Annotated in this window: 17 protein-coding genes and 1 riboswitch; of the genes, 1 reads left to right on the plus strand and 16 read right to left on the minus strand. The window is 41.5% G+C overall.

The features are described from left to right. Positions 1-174 precede the first annotated feature (174 nt). The 13 genes from LCD34_RS06740 to LCD34_RS06800 form a co-directional block, all read right to left on the minus strand. On the minus strand, positions 175-1,461 hold the full coding sequence (locus LCD34_RS06740; protein WP_224558697.1) for a heme ABC transporter ATP-binding protein: 1,287 nt from the start codon (positions 1,459-1,461) through the stop codon (positions 175-177). Further along, positions 1,458-2,516, minus strand: a complete 1,059-nt coding sequence (locus LCD34_RS06745) for a FecCD family ABC transporter permease (protein WP_224558698.1) — start codon at positions 2,514-2,516, stop codon at positions 1,458-1,460. The genes LCD34_RS06740 and LCD34_RS06745 overlap by 4 nt, the downstream gene beginning before the upstream one ends. Next, positions 2,482-3,432: an ABC transporter substrate-binding protein gene (locus LCD34_RS06750; protein WP_108610969.1), complete on the minus strand. Its 951-nt coding sequence runs from the start codon at positions 3,430-3,432 to the stop codon at positions 2,482-2,484. The genes LCD34_RS06745 and LCD34_RS06750 overlap by 35 nt, the downstream gene beginning before the upstream one ends. Positions 3,433-3,603: 171 nt before the next feature. After that, a complete protein-coding gene (locus tag LCD34_RS06755) occupies positions 3,604-4,995 on the minus strand; it encodes a glycoside hydrolase family 28 protein (protein WP_224558699.1) in 1,392 nt (463 codons plus the stop codon). 20 nt (positions 4,996-5,015) lie between these two features. Beyond that, complete coding sequence (locus LCD34_RS06760) at positions 5,016-6,509, minus strand: UxaA family hydrolase (RefSeq protein ID WP_224558700.1); 1,494 nt, start codon at positions 6,507-6,509, stop codon at positions 5,016-5,018. Continuing rightward, on the minus strand, positions 6,506-7,957 hold the full coding sequence (locus LCD34_RS06765; protein WP_224558701.1) for a tagaturonate reductase: 1,452 nt from the start codon (positions 7,955-7,957) through the stop codon (positions 6,506-6,508). Before LCD34_RS06765 ends, LCD34_RS06760 begins: the two co-directional genes overlap by 4 nt. Before the next feature lie 59 nt (positions 7,958-8,016). Continuing rightward, entirely contained in the window at positions 8,017-9,027 is a 1,011-nt protein-coding gene (locus tag LCD34_RS06770; protein WP_046344464.1) for a LacI family DNA-binding transcriptional regulator, read from the minus strand. Between the two features lie 67 nt (positions 9,028-9,094). Further along, on the minus strand, positions 9,095-10,531 hold the full coding sequence (gene uxaC, locus LCD34_RS06775; RefSeq protein ID WP_224558702.1) for a glucuronate isomerase: 1,437 nt from the start codon (positions 10,529-10,531) through the stop codon (positions 9,095-9,097). A 136-nt stretch (positions 10,532-10,667) separates the two neighbouring features. After that, positions 10,668-12,422, minus strand: coding sequence for a sensor histidine kinase (locus tag LCD34_RS06780; RefSeq protein ID WP_017359251.1), 1,755 nt, complete (start codon positions 12,420-12,422; stop codon positions 10,668-10,670). 3 nt (positions 12,423-12,425) lie between these two features. Further along, positions 12,426-13,148, minus strand: a complete 723-nt coding sequence (locus LCD34_RS06785) for a response regulator transcription factor (protein ID WP_048002131.1) — start codon at positions 13,146-13,148, stop codon at positions 12,426-12,428. 178 nt (positions 13,149-13,326) lie between these two features. Then, on the minus strand, positions 13,327-14,142 hold the full coding sequence (locus LCD34_RS06790; protein WP_007500265.1) for an ABC transporter ATP-binding protein: 816 nt from the start codon (positions 14,140-14,142) through the stop codon (positions 13,327-13,329). Positions 14,143-14,163: 21 nt separating this feature from the next. Further along, a complete protein-coding gene (locus LCD34_RS06795) occupies positions 14,164-15,186 on the minus strand; it encodes a FecCD family ABC transporter permease (RefSeq protein WP_007500263.1) in 1,023 nt (340 codons plus the stop codon). Next, a complete protein-coding gene (locus LCD34_RS06800; protein ID WP_224558703.1) occupies positions 15,187-16,239 on the minus strand; it encodes a FecCD family ABC transporter permease in 1,053 nt (350 codons plus the stop codon). It abuts the gene before it with no gap. Positions 16,240-16,498: 259 nt separating this feature from the next. Between LCD34_RS06800 and LCD34_RS06805 the strand changes: the two genes are divergently transcribed. Then, positions 16,499-17,437 (plus strand): ABC transporter substrate-binding protein, encoded by a 939-nt coding sequence (locus LCD34_RS06805; RefSeq protein ID WP_025207967.1) that lies wholly within the window; start codon positions 16,499-16,501, stop codon positions 17,435-17,437. Between the two features lie 37 nt (positions 17,438-17,474). Here LCD34_RS06805 and LCD34_RS06810 read toward each other — a convergent pair whose 3' ends face one another. The 3 genes from LCD34_RS06810 to LCD34_RS06820 all read right to left on the minus strand — a co-directional run bounded on the left by LCD34_RS06810 (position 17,475) and on the right by LCD34_RS06820 (position 20,033). Further along, positions 17,475-18,884 carry an amino acid permease gene (locus LCD34_RS06810; RefSeq protein ID WP_224558704.1) on the minus strand — a complete coding sequence of 470 codons (1,410 nt, stop codon included), beginning with the start codon at positions 18,882-18,884 and terminating at the stop codon, positions 17,475-17,477. 192 nt (positions 18,885-19,076) lie between these two features. Further along, positions 19,077-19,255, minus strand: a riboswitch (Lysine riboswitch). A gap of 122 nt (positions 19,256-19,377) precedes the next feature. After that, positions 19,378-19,521 (minus strand): small acid-soluble spore protein SspJ, encoded by a 144-nt coding sequence (gene sspJ / locus LCD34_RS06815; protein WP_008347117.1) that lies wholly within the window; start codon positions 19,519-19,521, stop codon positions 19,378-19,380. An 83-nt stretch (positions 19,522-19,604) separates the two neighbouring features. Beyond that, positions 19,605-20,033, minus strand: a complete 429-nt coding sequence (locus tag LCD34_RS06820) for a MarR family winged helix-turn-helix transcriptional regulator (RefSeq protein ID WP_007500254.1) — start codon at positions 20,031-20,033, stop codon at positions 19,605-19,607. Positions 20,034-20,127: the final 94 nt, after the last annotated feature.

Raw genomic sequence — 20,127 nt, forward strand, 5'->3', positions numbered from 1 at the left:
CCTCCCCTTCCGGTTGTTGCATTTTTAAACAATTAATTATTAAAACGCTTTCATGATTCTTATTATAAAAGCAATATGATTTATTTAGCAACATATTTTTCGTTTTTTTCAAATATTCAGTGGATGACATAAGTAGATGTTGATGTTTTCAACAAAAAAAGTGAACCAGCCGGTTCACTTTTTCATAGCATTCAATGTATGAAGAAGATGCTTCACTTTCAGTCTGACTCTTTCATGTAAATGAGCAGTATGCTCCTTTTCTTCTGCATTGGCAGCAGCGATACAAAGATGATGTACCTGGATACTTGTCTCTTGTTTAATGAAGTGCGTCAGCTCGCCCATCAGCTGGACAGACGCACCATCTGATATCGTTCCTTTCAGCACAAGCCAAACGGACAGCTCTCCTTCTTGATGCATCCCATAAAGAAGGACATCTTCATCATCATCTTCAGCGGCGTATTGCTTCGGCCCATCAGATTGACCAAGAAATAAGTACCCTTCCTCATCATCCAGCATGTCATGGAGTGCTTCAGTTCCCGTTCCAAGGGACCGTGTCCAAAAGAAACCCCCGCTTTTCTCATGTGATGAAAGGATGCGCAATGGCTGATGAGTAGAAAATGTCATTCCGTTTGCGCCATATGTTTTCCACCCATTCGCTAAGTTCAGCCTTGAATGTTCAGAGATGGACGCAGGTTCAATTACCAGCTGAGGGTTGGCCCGCAGTGGATGTTGGAGAGGTGTTACATTTGTTTCATACACCCGGTTCACCCGTTCGGTGGTCAACACATGATGCGGTTCTCCCAGCATGTCCGTCTTTCCTTCATTCAGCAAAAGCAGACTGTCACAATACAAACTGGCAATGTTCACATCATGAAACACACCGATCACCGTTAAGTTAGAGGAAACCGTCTCTTGTTTAATCAAATCGAGTAACTCTTTTTGATAAGCTAAATCAAGAAAACTCGTTGGTTCATCCAGCAATAAATAGTCAGGGCACTGAGCCAGCGCTTGAGCTAAGTAAACCCGCTGCTGTTCTCCACCGCTTAACTCATGAATGGATTGATCTTTAAATTGAGCAATATCTGTTTGGTCCATCACCTTGCTGACAATCTCGATATCTGCTTTCGTAACAGATTGCAGCCACCCTTTCTGATAAGGATAACGCCCAAACTGGACCGTTTCTTCCACTGTAAATGAAAAGGCTTGATCGGTCTTCTGGGGAAGAACCGCCAATTTTTGCGCAAGTGCCTTTGGCCGGTAGGATTGAACTGGATGGCCATCTAGTGTTACTTGGCCGCTCTCAGGTGCTAAAATACCTGCGATCATTTTAAGCAGTGTCGTCTTACCGCTCCCATTTGGACCAAGGATGCCGAGGAATTCCCCTCGCTCCACTTCAAAACTCACGCCGTGAATGACCTCTTTTTCTCCATATCCTCCTCTAACTTCCTTCACTTGAATCATAGATGCGTCCCTCCTCTATATCTGCGAATGAGGATGATGCCAAAGACAGGTGCACCAATTAACGCTGTAATGATGCCAATAGGCAATTCAGTCGGTTCAATGATCGTACGGGAGAGCACATCTGCTAAAACGAGAAAGGAAGCACCATTCAGCATCGACAAAGGCAGCAAATGACGATGATCCGTAATGGATAAAAGACGGATAAAATGCGGAATCACCAGTCCTACAAATCCGATCGTTCCTGACACAGCCACCGCACTTCCAGTCAGAATCGAACCAGCAAGCAACACCACATATTTGCTCCGTTTCACATGAACCCCTAACAGTTTTGCCTTTTCTTCGCCATATGTCATCACATTTAAATCTCTTCCCATCAAGATCAATGCAAATGTACCAATGAGGAAAAAAGGAAGGAAAAGAGCAATATATCGCCAGCCTCTCATAGACACACTGCCTAGAAGCCAATGAATAATCTCTTTTAAATCATCACCTGTTAACGCAATCATTAATGAAATGAGGGCTCCTAAAAAAGAGCTAAAGATGACCCCCGTCAAAATTAAAGAAGAAATGCTCATTCCTCGGTGAACCATACGGGCAAAAAAGAGGACGAGACATAGTGTGGCAAGCGCTGTTGTCATACTCAAAAAAGGCAGTGTAAAACTGCCAAGCAAAGGAAACTGCAAACTGAAAAACAATGTGGCTACAGCCCCCACAGATGCCCCTTGAGATACCCCAAGTGTATAAGGGTCAGCGAGAGGATTTTTTAATAAACCTTGAAAGGCTGCACCAGATAACGCCAGAGCTGCTCCGACTAACGCCGCTAATATCACTCTCGGCAGCCGGATATTCATCATAATATTGCGGTCAATTGCATCAATGGTTCCGGCCTGAATTCCAAATACTTCATGAACAAAGATCCGAAGTATAGAAGGAATGGGAATCCCTAAACTGCCAAATGAGATTCCCATTCCAATGCTCACGACAAGAAGTAAAGCACTTGCTGTGTATGCAACGATGATTTTATTTGAACGTGTCAGGATAGATGCTTTTCGCAAGAGCCTCCACTCCTTCAACCAATCGCGGTCCCGGTCGTGATGCCAGATCCGTATTCAATTGAAAGACTTGTTTTTCTTTGACTGCTTTGATCGCCTTCCAGCCGTCTCTTTTTTTCAGATCAGCTAAGCTTGCACCATCAATCGTAACGATGGCATCAGGATTTCGTTTAATAATTGATTCTTCCGTCATTTGCACCCAGCCTGTTTGGTCGCCAGCAGCATTTTTTGCATGAATGACAGACAACATTTCGTCCATAAACGTTTGTTTACCTGTTGTATAAATTTCAGGCGCACCCGATACTTCGACAAAAACTGTTTTTTGTTTGTCTTTGGAGATGGATTCTGCTTGTTTTTTGATGTCATTCAGTTTTGATTTCATCTCATCTACAAGCTTCGTTGATGCCTCTTTTACGCCAGCTGCTTCACCAATCATATTAATAGACTTATACACATCTTTGAAAGAGGCTGCATCATTAACAGTCAGCACTTGAATACCTGCATCTTCAAGCTGTTTAAATCCGTCTTTTGAACTCATTTGTGATGCATGTGCTAAGACAAGATCAGGCTTTAAGGAAATGACCTTCTCTACATTGAAATCAAGACCGCCAATCTTCTCCACCTTTTCTACTTCCTTTGGATAGTTGTCAAAGTCTGATCTACCAACGATTTTATTTCCAAGGCCAAGGGCATAGGCAACCTCTGTATTACTTGGAATTAACGAAACAATTCGTTTAGGCTGTTCTTTGATTTCAACGGTTTTACCAGCTGCATCTTTGATGGATACAGGAAATGCCGCAGCCGCTGTCTCTTTAGGCTTTGAACTGTTTGTTTTTTGATCCGTTTCCGCACCTGCACACCCTGCTAAAACACCGATCACAAGTAACAATGATAGCCAAATACCAGTTAACTTCTTCATCAATAAACCCCCTGCTTTATGTACTGCTTGACGTCATCTCTTTCGTCAATTCTTTTCTAATTTCGGGAATATTATACTACAGTGCAGATAGGTTGTATATGTGATTCCGAATACGTCTTGTCTGTCCTTATAAAAGAAAAACAGCCTTTGACGTGGCTGTTTTCACTTCCGCTATTGGTTGATATGTTCACCATTAATGACAACTTTCTGAAATGAAGGAGATACTGCATGTTCCAATGAAAGAGGGTACGTGACATCGTCAATGACACAGTCTTTCATTTTAAAGTGTGTGACCGGGGAATGTGAGTATGCGGCGATCTTCACGCCATATCGCCCTCCGCTACTTTTTAACCCTTCTACTTCAATATGACGGACTACAGGTCTATGCGGACCGGCATCCCCTTCCTCATACATCATGTCGATACAGACCACCTCATGCTTTAAGCTTTTCACTAGATTGTTTTTAAAATAGATGTGTTCAATGGTACCGCCCCTGACAGAGTTGGTCTTAATGCGCAATGCCCTGTCGAGGTTCGGACTGTCCATGACATTATCCTCTGCATATACATACTTGACGCCTCCAGAGATTTCACTCCCGATCGTTACTCCGCCATGACCATCACGCATCGTATTTCTACGAATGACGATGTTTTCAGATGGAGCACCGATTCTCCGGCCGTCCTCATTTCTGCCCGATTTAATGGCAATACAATCATCGCCATTATCAAAATAACAATCTTCAATGAGCACATGTCGGCACGACTCTGGATTCACACCATCTGTATTTGGGCCATGACCGATGATATTCACCCCACGGACGATGACGTTTTCACTTAACACCGGATGGACTTGCCACATCGGTGAATCCTTTACTGTTACTCCTTCAATGAGAATGTTTTGGCAATTGTATGGCTGGATAAAGCTTGATCTTAAATAATGTCCTTCGCCAAACACCCTTTCTTCCACTGGTATTCTTTTTTCAGCCATTTCAAAAAGAAGCTGTCGATCCCGATCTTGAGAGGGTTGACCATTTGTTCCATACTTCCAAGGCCACCAGTGGTGTTCATCCCCTCTCCCGTCCAGCGTGCCTGCTCCTGTAATCGCGATGTTTTCTGCATGATGGGCATAAATAAGTGGTGAATAATTATAAAGCTCAATTCCTTCATATCTTGTTAGAACAAGCGGAAGATAATCACGTGTATCTTGGCTGAAGGCCACATAGGCGTTTTCATGAAGATGAAGCTCTACATTGCTTTTCAATTCTAGAGCGCCTGTCAAAAATGTCCCTTCAGGAATCAGCACACGCCCTCCTTTCAAACGATGTGCATCATCGATGGCAGACTGAATAGCATTTGTCGAAAGCTCTATCCCTTTGTTATCTGCACCATAATGAATGACATTGAATTCACGATCTGGGAACTTTGGCGCTTTTATCTGCTTTAACACATGATCTATGCCATTTGTTTCTTTGTCTTTTTTCCCTTGCTTTGCTAAACGTGCGAGTCCAATTCCTGTTAGTACTGTTCCTGCTGTCACATACATCAAATTTCGTTTTTTAGACATTTCATCATCCCCCAGACGCCTTAAAGTGTCACACCTGTTTTAAAAATAGCCAACTCTCTAAAATTGTTTTTTTCATGATTTAACAGCTTTCCACTCGCCACATCAATCACCGTGGCAATGAATTTCTCTAGCACCACATCTTCTGGTACATCCTCAAGCAATTCCCCCGCATTAAAGTCAATCCAATGTTTTTTTGTTTCGTATAACGCGGTATTGGTCGATACCTTCATCGTTGGAACAAATGTGCCAAACGGTGTGCCTCTGCCTGTTGTAAAGAGGACGAGCTGACAGCCAGATGCTGCGAGAGCAGATGAAGCAACCAAATCATTCCCAGGCGCACTTAATAAATTCAATCCTTTTCGTTTTAGCAGCTCCCCGTATGTTAAAACATCCTTTATAACGGAAGTACCCGCTTTTTGTGTGCAGCCGAGAGATTTATCTTCTAATGTCGAAATTCCTCCTGCTTTATTTCCCGGGGAAGGATTTTCATATACTGGCTGTCGATGATCCATAAAGTATTGTTTAAAATCATTGATCATCTGCACAATATTGTCGAATGTCGCTTTTGATTCCGCTCTCTCCATTAAGATCGTTTCAGCCCCGAACATTTCCGGTACTTCTGTTAAGACGGTGGTTCCGCCTTGAGCCACAATAAAATCGGACAGTCTGCCTAAAAGTGGATTTGCGGTAATGCCTGAAAACCCATCTGATCCTCCGCATTTCAAGCCAATTTTCAGCTCAGATAACGGAATGTCTTCACGCTGATCTTCTTTCGCTGCGTCATAAATTTCCTTGAGCAAAGCGACACCTGTCTCAATCTCATCCCCTACTTCTTGGCTTCTTAAAAATTTCACCCTCGTCTGGTCATACTCCCCTAATGTTGCCTGAAAATCCTCAATATCATTGTTTTCACAGCCAAGCCCTAGAACGAGAACCCCTCCAGCATTTGGGTGCTTTACGGCATTTTGAAGAATGTTTTTTGTGTTTTCATGATCATCCCCAAGCTGTGAGCACCCATAATTGTGCTTTAATACGAGAGCCGTTTCAAAAGGAAGGATGTCTCCACCCATTTCAGCGGTAAATATTTGAATGATTTGATCAGCAATGCCATTGACACACCCAACTGTTGGGACAATCCAAAGCTCATTTCGTATACCACTTGCGCCATTTTTTCGTTTATACCCTTTGAATGTCAGATTCGTTTTTTCATAGGGGTTTTCTGTTAAAGAAGGGCGGTATTCGTAATCGAGCTTACCTGATAGATTCGTTTTGATATTGTGCGTATGCACCCATTCTCCAGCAGAGATCTTAGTGGCTGCATGACCAATGGGGTAGCCATATTTGATGATATTCTCTTTTTCTTTGATCTCAGCCAATGCAAATTTATGACCTTTAGGAACGGTTTCTTTTAAAATGATTGTATGACCTTGGTGCTGAAGCTCTTCGCCTTGCTCAAGCACTTTTAAAGCGATACCAACATTATCTGAAGGATGAATCACAACAAAGTCTCTCATGCCTTCTCCCCCTGACTTTCATATTGAAGAATTTGGTGAACAGCAGCTCTCATGCCATTTTCATGTATGAAGGTGAGCTGCTCGGCTACTGCATCCCTCAGCCCTGCGATCCTCGTCAAATCCATCCCCCATAAAACTTCGTTTGAAAGAAGTTGATCGACCATTAATTCATAGGAATGGTCCACTTCCTCCCATGCTTCCTTCATGACTGTCATCACAGACTCATCATCCTTTATCTGATCTGCATGGACTTGATAAAAATAAATCAAACTGCTCAATGAGAACATAAGCTTCGTAGGCAACTGTTTTTTTAGCTCTATATAATCTAGAAGAGACGGGAGAATACGCGCCCGAAATTTAGATACACCATTTAAGGCAATATCGAGTAATTGATGTTTAACAAAAGGGTTGCAGAATCGATCCCACACGGATTGTGTATAAAGAAGAAGCTCTTCTTCAGGAAGTGGCAAACCTGGCAGCACTTCCTCCTCAAGCATGCGGCGAATGAACACACCAACATGCTCATCATCCACCGCTTTTTTGACAGTATCCAAGCCACATGAATATGCAATCGGCACCATCGCTGTATGCGCACCGTTTAAAATGCGAACCTTGCTCATACGATAGGGAGCGATATCTTCCACAAAATGTACGTTTAACCCTGCTTCTTGAAAAGGAAGCTCTTTTTGAACAAACGCAGGTGCTTCAATGACAAACAGGTGATAATATTCTGCTGTGACAAGCAATTCATCGATATACCCCTCTTCTTTTTGAACAGTCTCCGCTGCTTCCTGAGAAAATCCTGGGACAATTCGATCAACTAACGTATTACAGAACGTGTTGGCTTCCTTGACCCAAGCCACAAAATCAGGCGGAAGATTCCACTCAGCTGCCATTGTGATCACATATTCTCTTAATCGATCACCGTTTTGTTCAATCAATTCACAAGGTAAAATGATCAAGCCCTTTTTCTCATCTCCAGAAAAAGCTTTGAAGCGGTGATACAAGAAGGCTGTCAGCTTTCCTGGAAAACTTGCTTGCGGTCGATCTTCTAATCGGTCCTCTTTTCTTAACACAAGTCCTGCCTCTGTTGTATTAGAAAAGACAAAGCGCACATCAGGACTTTCCGCTACATGTAAAAAGGCATCATAATCTGTATATGTGCTGATTCCCCTGCTGATGGATTGAATGACGATCCGTTCGTTCATTTCTTTTTGGTCATGAAATCCTTGAATAAATAAAGTGTACAAACCATCTTGTTCATTTAGAGCGGTCACTGATCCTTTTCGAGGAGGAACAACCACTGCTCTTCCTTTAAAATTTGTACAGTCGTTTAGCTTCTGGATCTGCCAATTCATAAATCCCCGCATAAAGTTTCCTTCGCCAATTTGTAGAATGGTTTCAGGATATTCAGCCACTGGGTACACATCTTTGGATAATCGTCTCAAACGCTTTTCCTCCCCCACATTTTTTGCACACGTGAACATTTTCATTTAAAAGATGCTGATTACTGCATCTTTTTGACTGAATCTCTAATCATCAGCTCTGTGTGGACATACACTTTTTCCAGATGATCGTCTTCTTGCTTTTCACCGTTGATGACTGAAAGGATCGCTTCTGCTCCAAGCGCACACATTTTTTCAATTGGCTTTTTGACTGTTGTGAGGGCAGGCGTTGTATAAGATGAAAATGAAATATCATCAAATCCGATAATAGAGAGATCATCAGGACACCTTTTACCTTTTGCAAACAATGCATTCATCGCACCAATCGCCATGTCATCGTTTGAGCAAAAAAGGGCAGTTGGCGGATCATCAAGAGTGAGTAAGGCTTCCATTGATTCATAGCCGCTCTTCATATGATAGTCGCCTGTGATCATGTATTCTTTCTTCATGGGTACATGATGGTCAATGAGTGCTTGCAAAAAACCAGCTTTTCTTTCCTGTGTGGATTTAAACCCTTCTTTCCCTTCAATAATGGCAATTTGTTTATGCCCCTGCTGAATGAAATAGTGTGCAGCTTGATATGCCCCTTCACCATCATCCGCTAATATATTCATCACTTGATTACTTTCTACACGACGATTCAGTACAATAATGGGAATTCCCTGTTTTTTCACATGATGGATAAACGCTTCATCATGCTCGCTCTGGCTCATGAGCAAAATACCATCATACCGCTGTTTATGAATGGTTGTGTAATCGTGAAAATCGTCAATTCCTCTTACAACCAAATGATAGTTTTCTGTTATCACACTGTTGACGCCTTTTAATGCATCAACAAAGAAACTTGAGGATGTGCCTTCTGTTAAACTCGTAAAAAACAGACCAATTGTAAATGATTTTTGCGAGACAAGGCCTCTGGCATGGACATTCGGTGAGTAATTCAGCTGTTTTGCAATCGACAATATGTTTTGTTTTGTTTTCTCTTTAATAAAAGGACTGTTATTCAAAGCCCTTGATACTGTGGTATGAGAAACGTTTGCCAATTTTGCTATATCTTTGATTGTGACTGTCATGCTATTCCGCCTTTTATGATTTTTTATCATCTTATCATAAAAACGCTTTCATATTCTTGCTTTTTGTTCATATCATCTTGCTTTTATGCGGTAGCTCATTTGCCCGTTCAAATTGAAAATACTGCTTTGCATTTTCATAGCTGATTCCTTTTACCATTCCCCCTAGCAAATTGAGATCATTAGGCGCTTCTCCTTTTTCCACCCAATCTCCAATGATGTCACATAGCAGTCTACGGAAATATTCATGTCTTGTGTAAGACAGGAAGCTTCGTGAATCTGTCAGCATCCCAATAAATCGGCTGATCAGTCCGATACTGGAGAGTGCCATCATCTGCTCTGTCATTCCCTGCTTTGTATCATTAAACCACCAGGCTGTTCCATGCTGCATTTTCCCAGGAGTCTTTCCATCTTGAAAACTTCCAGCTATCGTTGAAATCACCACATTGTCCCTTGGATTCAAGGAATAGAGGATGGTTTTTGGCAATGCATGTGCTTGTTCTAACCGATCTAATACGCAGCAAAGAGGTTTTGCAATGTCTTCATCATTCATTGCATCATATCCGGTATCTGGTCCAAGCCGCTCAAACATTTTCGAATTGTTGTTTCTGAGCGCATTGATATGAAGCTGCATCGCCCATCCCCGCTGACCATATGCCTGACCTAGTTCAATGAATGTGTGCGTTTTAAATTGAACCTTCTCCTTTTCCGTCAATGGATGCCCTGACATCCTTTTATGAAAAATGATCGCAGCTTCTTCTTCCGTCGTGTCTTCGTACGTCATTTCATTGATGGCATGATCTGAAATCAAACAGCCCTGTTCATGAAAGAAATCGATTCGCATATGAAGTGCTTTTATGAAGTCTTGATAGGATTCGATCTGGATAGATGAAACCTTCGCCAGCTGATGAACATACTCGATAAACAAGTCATTTGTGATATCTAATGCCTTATCTGGTCGAAACCCTGGCAGCACTTGCACAGAAAAGCCTTCTTCCCGCAGTTGTTGGTGATAAATCAGCGAATCAACCGGATCGTCTGTCGTCACAATCGTTTCAACATTTGATTTCACAATGAAATCTCTCGCACCAAATCCGTCTCCTTGCAACTTTTCATTTACTTTTTTCCAGATGATGTCTGCGCTTTCTTCATTCAAAAGTTCTTCGACATCAAAATATCGTCTTAGCTCTAGATGGGTCCAGTGATAGAGAGGATTTCCAATCGTCATCGGAACAGTTTTCGCCCATGCTAAAAATTTCTCATCATCTGAGGCATCTCCTGTGATATGTGTTTCAGGTATCCCATTTGCTCTCATGGCTCGCCATTTGTAATGATCTCCGTAAAGCCATGCTTCGGTTATATTTTGGAACGTTTTATTTTCATAGATTTCTTTTGGACTTAAATGACAATGGTAATCAATAATCGGAAGGTTCTTTGCAAACTCATGGTATAGTTTTTCTGCCGTTTGACTGTTTAATAAAAACTGTTCATCTAAAAAGGCTTTCATCAAACTCCCCCATCTCTTATAATGATGAAAATCAATTTGTTCACGTTAACAATTTTATTGTAATCGTTTACAAAGTCGATTTCAATCCTAAAACAAGAAAAAACGATCTCCTTTAGAAAAGAAAATCGTTTTTTGGTTATTTTACAGATGGTGTTTTCTTTAGGATAATCGCAATAGTTGTTCCTTGACCTAATTCACTTTCTACTTGAATATCACCATCGTGCAGCAAGACAAGCTCTTTTGCAATCGCCAGTCCTAATCCTGTTCCATTTGTTGGATCATTCGTATTTGTCCCTCTATAGTAACGATTAAATAAATGATCCACCGTTTCTTGCGCCATTCCGCGTCCGTTATCTTTCATTTCGATCCGAACTTCATCATTTGTTTCAGATAGAACAGCTTGAATAAGAGTACCTTTCTGGTTATGCTTCACTGCGTTTGCCAGCAGGTTCTCAATGACTCGTCTAAACCAGGCTTTATCGATCTCAAACATGACACCCTCTGTTTGATCTTCAAAGGATGACAAATAATCTTCTGAAAGCGTGCTTCTTGAAAACTCGTCCATAATGGAGGCTAAAAATTCACCAAGTTCAACAGGTTTTCGATTAATAGGCAATGCACCATTTTTCAATCGATACGTGAGGTTTAAATCCTCAATCAAGGTCGACATGTATTCTGATTTCTCACGAATGACTTGTCCCATTTCCATGACTTCTTCCTTGGACCATTGGTATTGATCTGATTCTAGCATTAATCCATAGCCGTAAATCGTGCTAAGAGGCGTTTTTAGATCATGAGACAGCCCTGCGATCCATTCTTCCCTTGTGGTTTGAATTTTTCTTCGGTTTGCTTCATTCTCTTTTAACGTATTGGTGAGCTGATCCATTGTTTTGAGGATATCCTCAAACAGCCGGTACTCCCGCTTAATACGGCCCTTTTTATTTTTACTTACTGGAATACCTTTTCTATTTGTTGGCTCCTGCAATTTATTTCTTGATAAGAAAATCAGCCAGCGGATAATGTGATAGATCGGTAGCCCATAGCGATACGAGTACCATAATGTCATAACGATAATAATCGTAAGCGCAAGACCTGCAATCAAAAGCGTTGTATATTGGTTTAAAGCCTCTGTCTCTTTATCATAAAGCTCGTCTGGGCTGTATACTTTGTTTGGCACCGAAACAATCATATACAAATCCTTATTCACTTTGATATACGACAGGTCACTTCTAAACTCCCAAGGCTTTGATTGATACTTGAGCAGTTCAACATCCGTTACGTTATTTTTCAAATTATTTTTGGCTCGGATACCTTTTAAGTATTTTCCTTCTTCATTAAACAGATGCACCGATCCATTCATTCTTTTCAAAAATTCTTTTGTTTCAACTGAATATTGAGACAATGCAGCCAGGTTTTTTTCATGCTGCTTGAGATAATTGGCTACCTTTGTGCTGTTCGTTTTAAATCCATATAAGACGATAAAGCTTTCTTGATCAATCTCAATTGGCCAGAAGTACATCTTGTAATCTTTAAATTGTCTTTTTTCAAAGATCTTGATCATTTCATCCTTTTGATAGGATGTTGGAATGTTTTTAGGGAGTTGATAGCTATAGACGTTGCGTTTTTTGGAATCAATCACTTGTAGCCAGCCATCACGTTTTTCCACTGCTTGTTTGAGCTGATCATCGGCTTCCATTTTTCCATCCTCGTTAAAATAAAGCCAGCTCATGAGTGTATCTCCATCTGCCTTCGTTAAACCAGTTTCAGTCATATTCTCATAGCGTTTTTGAAAATAAAGATTTTCAGAGAATGTTTGCCCGATCGTTAGAATGACGATGACAATAAACATTTGTCCGACAAAGTGAAAGAAAAGTTTTGTTCGTAAATTCATAAACTATTGAAGAACCTTCACAGGTTGCGGAATGAACTTATAGCCCATACCACGGATCGTCACAATATATTCAGGCTGACTTGGATCTAACTCTATTTTTTCTCTCAGCTTTCGGATATGAACCATGACGGTGTTGTTGTCACCATATGATGGAACACCCCATACTTTCTCATAGATCTGATCTTTTGAAAGTACCACATTCGGATGGTCACAAAAATACTTCAGCAAGGACAAAAGCTGAGCTGAGCAAGCCGTCACCTTTCCCCTTACTTTCAACTCGGCTGCATGAGGATGGTACGAGAAATGAGTATATTCATATTGACTGTGCGCTTCTTCCTGCTCCTCCTGTAAGGAGACATAAGTTCGGTTTAAGTGCGCCTTAATTCTAGCTACTAGCTCTAACGGATTAAATGGCTTTGTGATGTAATCGTCTGCACCTTGTGCAAATCCAGTCAATTTGTCTACATCAGACGTTCTTGCTGTTAAATAGAAAATCGGTGCCTTCGTCATTTTCCTGATGTCAGGCAGAACATCAAAGCCTGACTTACCGGGCATCATCACATCTAGAAGTAAGAGGTGGATGTCCTCGTTTTTGACAATATCTAATGCTTCATCTGCATGATAGGCTTTATAAATATGTTGAAACCCTTCTTTTTTTAATACGCGTTCAACCATTTTTACAATTGCTTCTTCGTCATCTGCAATCAATATTTTTGCTGTTTCCACGCATCTCTTTCCTTTCTAGCTATGATCTCTAACCGTATATTACCATTGTCCAAAGTAAAAAAGTACCTCTTTTCTGCATAAAAGCGAAAAAAGATCAACTGGAGAAAATGGCATAACAAGGTAATACCAGAAGATGCAAAAAAACTCGGTCATACATACCGAGTTTTTTGTCCATCTATTATCCGTTCACAGCTTCAAGCTTTCTTTCATGATTCATTAAGTCATATGTTAAACAGATCGGCTTATTCGTTCTCGGATCAAGCACAATTTCTGCATCGATGTGGAACACCTGACTGAGCACCTCTTTTGTCATGACCTCATGAGGCGTACCCTCTTTAATGACTTTCCCTTGATTGAGGGCAATCATGTAATGTGAAAAGCGTGCAGCATGATTCAGGTCATGAATCACCATCAGCACCGTTCTGCCCTGCTCTCTGTTTAAGCGTTCTAACAGCTGAAGGATCTCCAGCTGATGAGCAAGATCTAAATACGTCGTTGGTTCGTCTAATAAAAGCAGCTCTGTTTCCTGAGCGAGTGCCATCGCAATCCATACCCGCTGACGCTGTCCACCGGAGAGTGCTTCAATTGGCCGGTCATGAAATGCAATCATTCCCGTCTCCTCAAGTGCCCATCTGATGATTCGTTTGTCCTCATTTGATAAACGGCCAAATCCATTTTGATGCGGGAAACGTCCATATGACACAAGCTCATAAACGGTCAGACCACTTGGTGCCTCAGGCGTCTGCGGTAAAATGGCCATTTGTTTTGAAATTTCTTTTGTTGGTGTTTGATGGATCGCCTGGCCATTTAAATAAACAGCACCTTGATGGGACTTCATAATACGAGACATTGTTTTTAAAATCGTTGACTTCCCGCACCCATTCGGTCCAATTAATGTCGTCACCTTGCCTTTTGGGATGCTGATATTTAAATCGTCTACAATCAAACGGTCATGATAGCCAATACAAAGCTTTTCTGTTTCTAGTGAATTCATCTGTTATACTCTCCTTCCTCATTAGTTCGTTTTCATCAATAAGTAAATGAAGTAAGGTGCGCCTAAAGCAGAAACGACAAGTCCAACGGGCACCTCTGATGGAGCAAGTATGACACGCCCAAGTGTATCTGCAAGTAATAACAGCAGTGCACCAATCATAGCGGACGCTGGTATCATTCCTTGATGTTTCGGTCCAACAAGCTTTCTTGCGAGGTGTGGTGCCGCTAACCCTAGGAACGATATACTCCCTGCAACAGCGACACTTGCACCGGCTAATGCAACTGCAATCAGCATGAGAAAACTTCTTTCTTTATGAACTGAAATCCCTAAGCCATAAGATATCTGATCACCCAAATTCATGATATTTAAGTAGCGTGCCCTCACCATCGCTAATACAAGAAAAATCAGCATCCACGGCACGACTGATAAGACATATGTCCAACTTGAGCCCCAAATACTTCCTGACAGCCACACAATGGCTTGGTTAAAATCATTTGGGCTCATCTTTAATTGAATAACCACAATCGCTGCCGAAAATGCAGCATTGATCCCAATACCAGTTAAAATCAATCGAACAGGCGTAATGCCCTTTTTCCACGCTAGCACATAAATGAGAAATGCAGCAAAGGCTGCCCCTGCGAAAGCGAAAAGCGGCAGTACAAATATCGTAAAATCACCTAAGTTCGACATCGAACCCTGAAAGGCAAAGATAAACAAAACAACCGCAAAACCTGCACCCGCATTTACACCTAGAATGCCGGGATCAGCTAAACCATTTTGAGAAACACCTTGCCAAATGGCACCTGATACAGCGATAGAAGCGCCAACAAGTAAAGCGATGACCATCCTCGGAAGTCTGAACTCGAATAATACAAGTTCATCCATTTCACTTCCGAGTCCAAAAAATGTTTTGAATGTATCCATCGGAGAAATCCGTATCTCTCCGGTATTTAAACTAATCAGGAACACAGCCACGATCGCTAAAAAGATCATGACCATCGTTCGTTTGTATTTCTTTTTCTTTGCCTGCTGCACCATTTCCATTTAAATTCCGCTCCTTTCACGTCTCGCTAAATATAAGAAGAAAGGAACGCCTATAATGGCTGTAATGGCACCAACTGGCGTTTCAAACGGCGCATTGACAAGCCTTGCCGCAATGTCTGCATAAATGAGCAAAATAGCCCCTAAAATAGCTGAGCAAGGGATAATCCAGCGATAGTCAACGCCGACCAAGAAACGCGTAACATGAGGAATCACAAGCCCGATAAAGCCAATAGAACCTGCAACTGACACGGCTGCACCTGTTAAAAGGATCACGACCAATATGCCAAGTACCTTGACTGTTCGTGTATATTGTCCAAGCCCTTTTGCTAATTCATCACCTAAGCTTAAAACCGTGATGGAGCGGGCAAGAATCATTGCGATGATCAGTCCTACAGCCGCAACTGGAATGATGATCTTAATATTGCTCCAATTCACACCAGCCACGCCGCCTGCGTACCAAAAACTCATATCTTGCGCAACGTCAAATCGAATGGCAATCGCTGAGGAAATTGAGCTTAAAAGTGCACCAACAGCCGTACCGGCTAATGCGAGCTTCACAGGAGTAAGTCCTCCTTTTGAAAGGGTTCCAACCCCAAATACAATAGAGGCGCCAAGTGCTGCACCCAAAAATGACCAAAGAATTAATGTAAAAGAAGATTGGCCTGGGAAAAAAGCAAACGCAATGGCAATCGCAAATGCAGAGCCATTTGTCACACCCATGATTTCAGGAGACGCAAGCGCATTTCTTGTCATGCCTTGCATGATGGCACCCGATACTGCTAAAAAGGCACCGACAAGTGCGGCACCAACTGTACGCGGTAGCCTTAGTTCCCTAATGATTTGATGTGAGGTTTGTTGTGAATCAAAATGAAAGACGGCTTCCCATACCGTGTGTAAATGAATGTTTGCCGCTCCTAGCGATACTGATAAAAAAAGACCAAATGCTAAAGCAATGATTCCTATGATGACAACAGCTGCTGTACCAAAAGGCTTTGTCACAATATCTATCGCATCACCTTTAGCTGACAGCTGTTTATTCGATTGTGAGCCCAAAACCAGTCTCTTCCTTTCCGTTCATATCTATTCGTTATTAGTGATAATGATTATCAATCTCGGAGTCTAGTATATCACTTTCTTCACGTTTTGAAATCCTTGTTCTGATAAATTTCTTTATTTTCATCAAAAAACCGGGAGAATTTCACCATTTTCATTTTGGTCATAAAATAGCCGATGCATTTTTTCTTCTATCATGTTAAGATATAATCGCGAATGAGAATCATTATCATAAACAATTGAATAGGAGCGAACTTTTGTGAAAAAACGAACTGGACTTCTTTTGATTTCCTTCATGACCCTTATGATTTTTACTGCTGCTTGCGGCAGCACTTCCAATAAAGAATCGGGAGCCAAAAAAAATGACACGATCACCTATCAAGATGTAAAGGGTGAAGTGAAACTGCCTCAAAACCCACAACGAATTGTGCTTCTGGCGGAAAGCTATTACGGGGATCTCGTCACACTCGGCAAAACCCCAATTGCTGCCACTGCGCCCATCTTTAAAAACCCTTTCTATAAAGGAAAAACAGATGGAGTGAAGAATATTGGAAAATCTCCCTCTGTTGAGAAAGTAGCCTCTTTGAAGCCAGATATGATCATTGCTTGGGGAGAAGATGAGAAATTTGATCAATACAAAAAAATTGCACCTACAGTTGCCATTCAATACAATCAATATTCGTTTAAAGACCAGCTAAAAGAATTCGGTAAAATGACAGGCACATCAAAAAAAGCAACGGATTGGATCACAAAATGGGATGCCAAAATTGCTGAAGTGAAACCAAAAGTAACAAAAGCTGTAGGAAACAAAACCGTTTCGATCGTATCACCATTCGATAAGGGCATTTACATTTTCGGTAACACTTTTGCACGCGGTGGTGAAATCATTTATGACGAGCTGAAATTAAAAGCCCCGAAGGCCGTCCAAAAAGAAGCCATCGACAGTGGTGTCGGTTATGCAAACATTTCTCTTGAAAAGCTTCCAGAATTTGCAGGTGATTATATTTTCACAAGCCCATGGAGCGGTTCAAAAAGTAATGGCGATCAAGTGTATAAAAGCAGCATCTGGGCATCACTTCCTGCTGTCCAAAACAAACGCGTATTTGAAACAGATACAGTCGGTTACTTCTTTAATGACCCTGTGTCACTAGAAGGTCAGCTCGAATTTATTGTGGATCGATTAACATCTGCCTCATAAAAAAATACGTTTCTCCAGCATTGGAGAAACGTATTTCTTAGACTGTACCTTTGGCAAATTTTTTGGACATGAATGGGTATAGTAAAATGCCAACTAAGAACAATCCAATACCAAGACCAAATGTTTTTAAATCAGCTGTGCCTGAAATAATGACCCAAGCGGAATACCCCATGGCCACAAGCGCAATGATCCCGTCTCTTGTCCGATTTCCTTTTTGGAGCTCATATGTGTCACCTTGCATGATGACCTTAAAGCTGTAGATCGACGACACGATATACGGAATGAGATACGCAAGTGTCGCTGATGTTGTTAAGAAAGTAAAGGCTTCATTAATCGTACGTGACATGACTGAGAAAATAAACAGCTGTGACATGATATTTGTGACAGTCAAAGCAAAAACAGGACTGCCTTTTTTGTTTGTTTTTGCAAACACTGCTGGGAAATCGCCAGCCTTTGCTGCTTGATAAGGGACTTCAGAACCAAGCAAAATCCAGCCAAGCATCGAACCAAATAAACAAATGATCGCAAGAAGTGCCATGACAATTCCGCCAGCCGGTCCGATAATGAGCTGAAGCACGTCTACGAATGGTTTATCAGAACCTTGCAATTGATCATGCGGCAGAACGCCCATTGTAATCAAGGTAATAATCATATAAATAGACAGTGCAATTAAAAGTCCTGTAATCGTCGCACGTTTGACATCACGCTGCGAGGAAGCTCTTCCTGATAAAATGACAGCAGATTCGATGCCGATAAATGCCCATAGTGTGGAAATGGCCGCATGATGAATTTGGCCTCCAAGTCCGAGCACTCCTTCACCACTTGCTGCTTCAACAGGGAAGTAATAATGTTCAAATAATGCGGTTTGGAATGCAAATAAGCCTGCGACAATAAAAAGGACGAATCCAAGCACCTTTGAAAAGGTCGTAATAAAGTTCAGCTTACTTGCTGCGCTTAAGCTTGTAATTAAAATCGTATGAGTCCCCCATAGAAGGAGTGTACATACGATAAACGTTGTGAGCTGACCAAGTGTGATCGCTTCTTTTCCAAAAGTAAAGACCTCCGTTTTCACGGTTAAAATTGGGAAAAAGGTTGTTAAATAACCAGCTAGGCTTGTGATAATGGCGACATTACTAATCCAGCTTGCCACCCAATATCCCCAAACCATTGTAAAACCGGCTGCTTTTCCTTTTTTCGGATCTTTAAAAAGCGCTCTTGCATAGCTTTGTGGTCCAGCTGTTAGCTGCGGTTTATGAATGGACAAATGTCCAAACACAAAGGCAATCATCAGTACGCCGCCACCTGTGACAAGCCATGCCATCGTCACACCTAAAGGACTTGCATGCTGGGCAAGTGTACTAGGCAGCATAAAGATGCCTGAACCTACCATATTTCCGACGACAAAAGCCGTCAATAACCAAAAACCCCATTTTTTTGTCTGTTCCATTTTCGTACCTCCGTTATATTCACTTTGGACCAGACCCGGCAGTATCTTCATTGATATATTTGTGAAGCAATGACTTGCATTCTTTATGTTCATGTTGGGTCACTTTCTTACCAGCATACCCTTTTCTTAGACAATCAGAACATAAAAAAAAGCCTGAACAAAAGTCCATGCTTTTCAAAACATACACCTTGATCTCCGGATAGCCCTCCACGCTTCAAAGACGTGGCAGTCCTGCATTTGTTCAATGCAGACCCAGCATAAAGAAAGTTGGAGCTCTCTCTACACTTCGGCGCTGATGCCTTTTTTCTCATGATCAACGATTCCATCTCTCCCATGAGTGACTCATCATCCGCGCAACCTCTACCTCACTGAGACATAGCGTGAGGATTTCTATTCATTTTTACTACACGAAGGTTATCAAACATTCTCATATCTGTCAAAGGGTAAAACATAGAAAAAAGGCAGAGAAATGATTCTCCGCCTTTATGTCAGCTTATTGATGGTTGTTTTTCTTCTTTTGGACAGCTTCTTGAAGCGGATCGCCTGCTAGTTCTTTACTTGCTTCTTCTAACAGCTGATCGACCTGCTGATGGTCTTTCTCGCTTTTCGCCTTTTTATCCTTTTGGAAAAATGACATCGCTATTTCCCTCCCTTTTCATAAAATGCCTTTGCCTGTTTAATTTGTGCTACAGCGCTCAGCATTATACAAAGAGCAGCGGTTCATTCATCGTGAAAGGTCTGTCTCATTTTTTGCAAATACGTTAGAAAGGTCTTTAAGTCTTCCTCTGTGAAGTCTGACATCATATGCTGAATCACCTTTCCAAAAAGACGTGTATGCTTTTCGTAAATAGCCAGCCCTTTTTCCGTGGCTTCTAGCCGGACAAGGGAATGATCGTCCTTGTCCCTTTCTCTCTGAATGTAGCCTTGCTCACATAATTTATTGAGGGCAATGGAAGCGGCACCTGGGTTGAGAGAGAGTCTTTGTTTGAGCTCTTCAGCATGTGATACTTTTCCTTGTATCAATATAGAAAGAGCATATATCTGTGGAGGCGTGATGTCTTTTTCTAACTCAAGTAACTTGCGGTTTAATTTACGGCTGACTTCATAATGTACAAGAACAATTTCTTTTAAAATGTCTGCATTACTCATCCGAATCGCATCCTTATCGTTAGTGTCAACATGACTTCCTTCTTATTATAGAATGTTTTTCCAAACAGCCAACTATTTTATCCCATTTTTCTTT

It is taken from the genome of Bacillus sp. RAR_M1_44 (assembly GCF_020165935.1).
Lineage (GTDB): Bacteria > Bacillota > Bacilli > Bacillales > Bacillaceae > Bacillus > Bacillus altitudinis.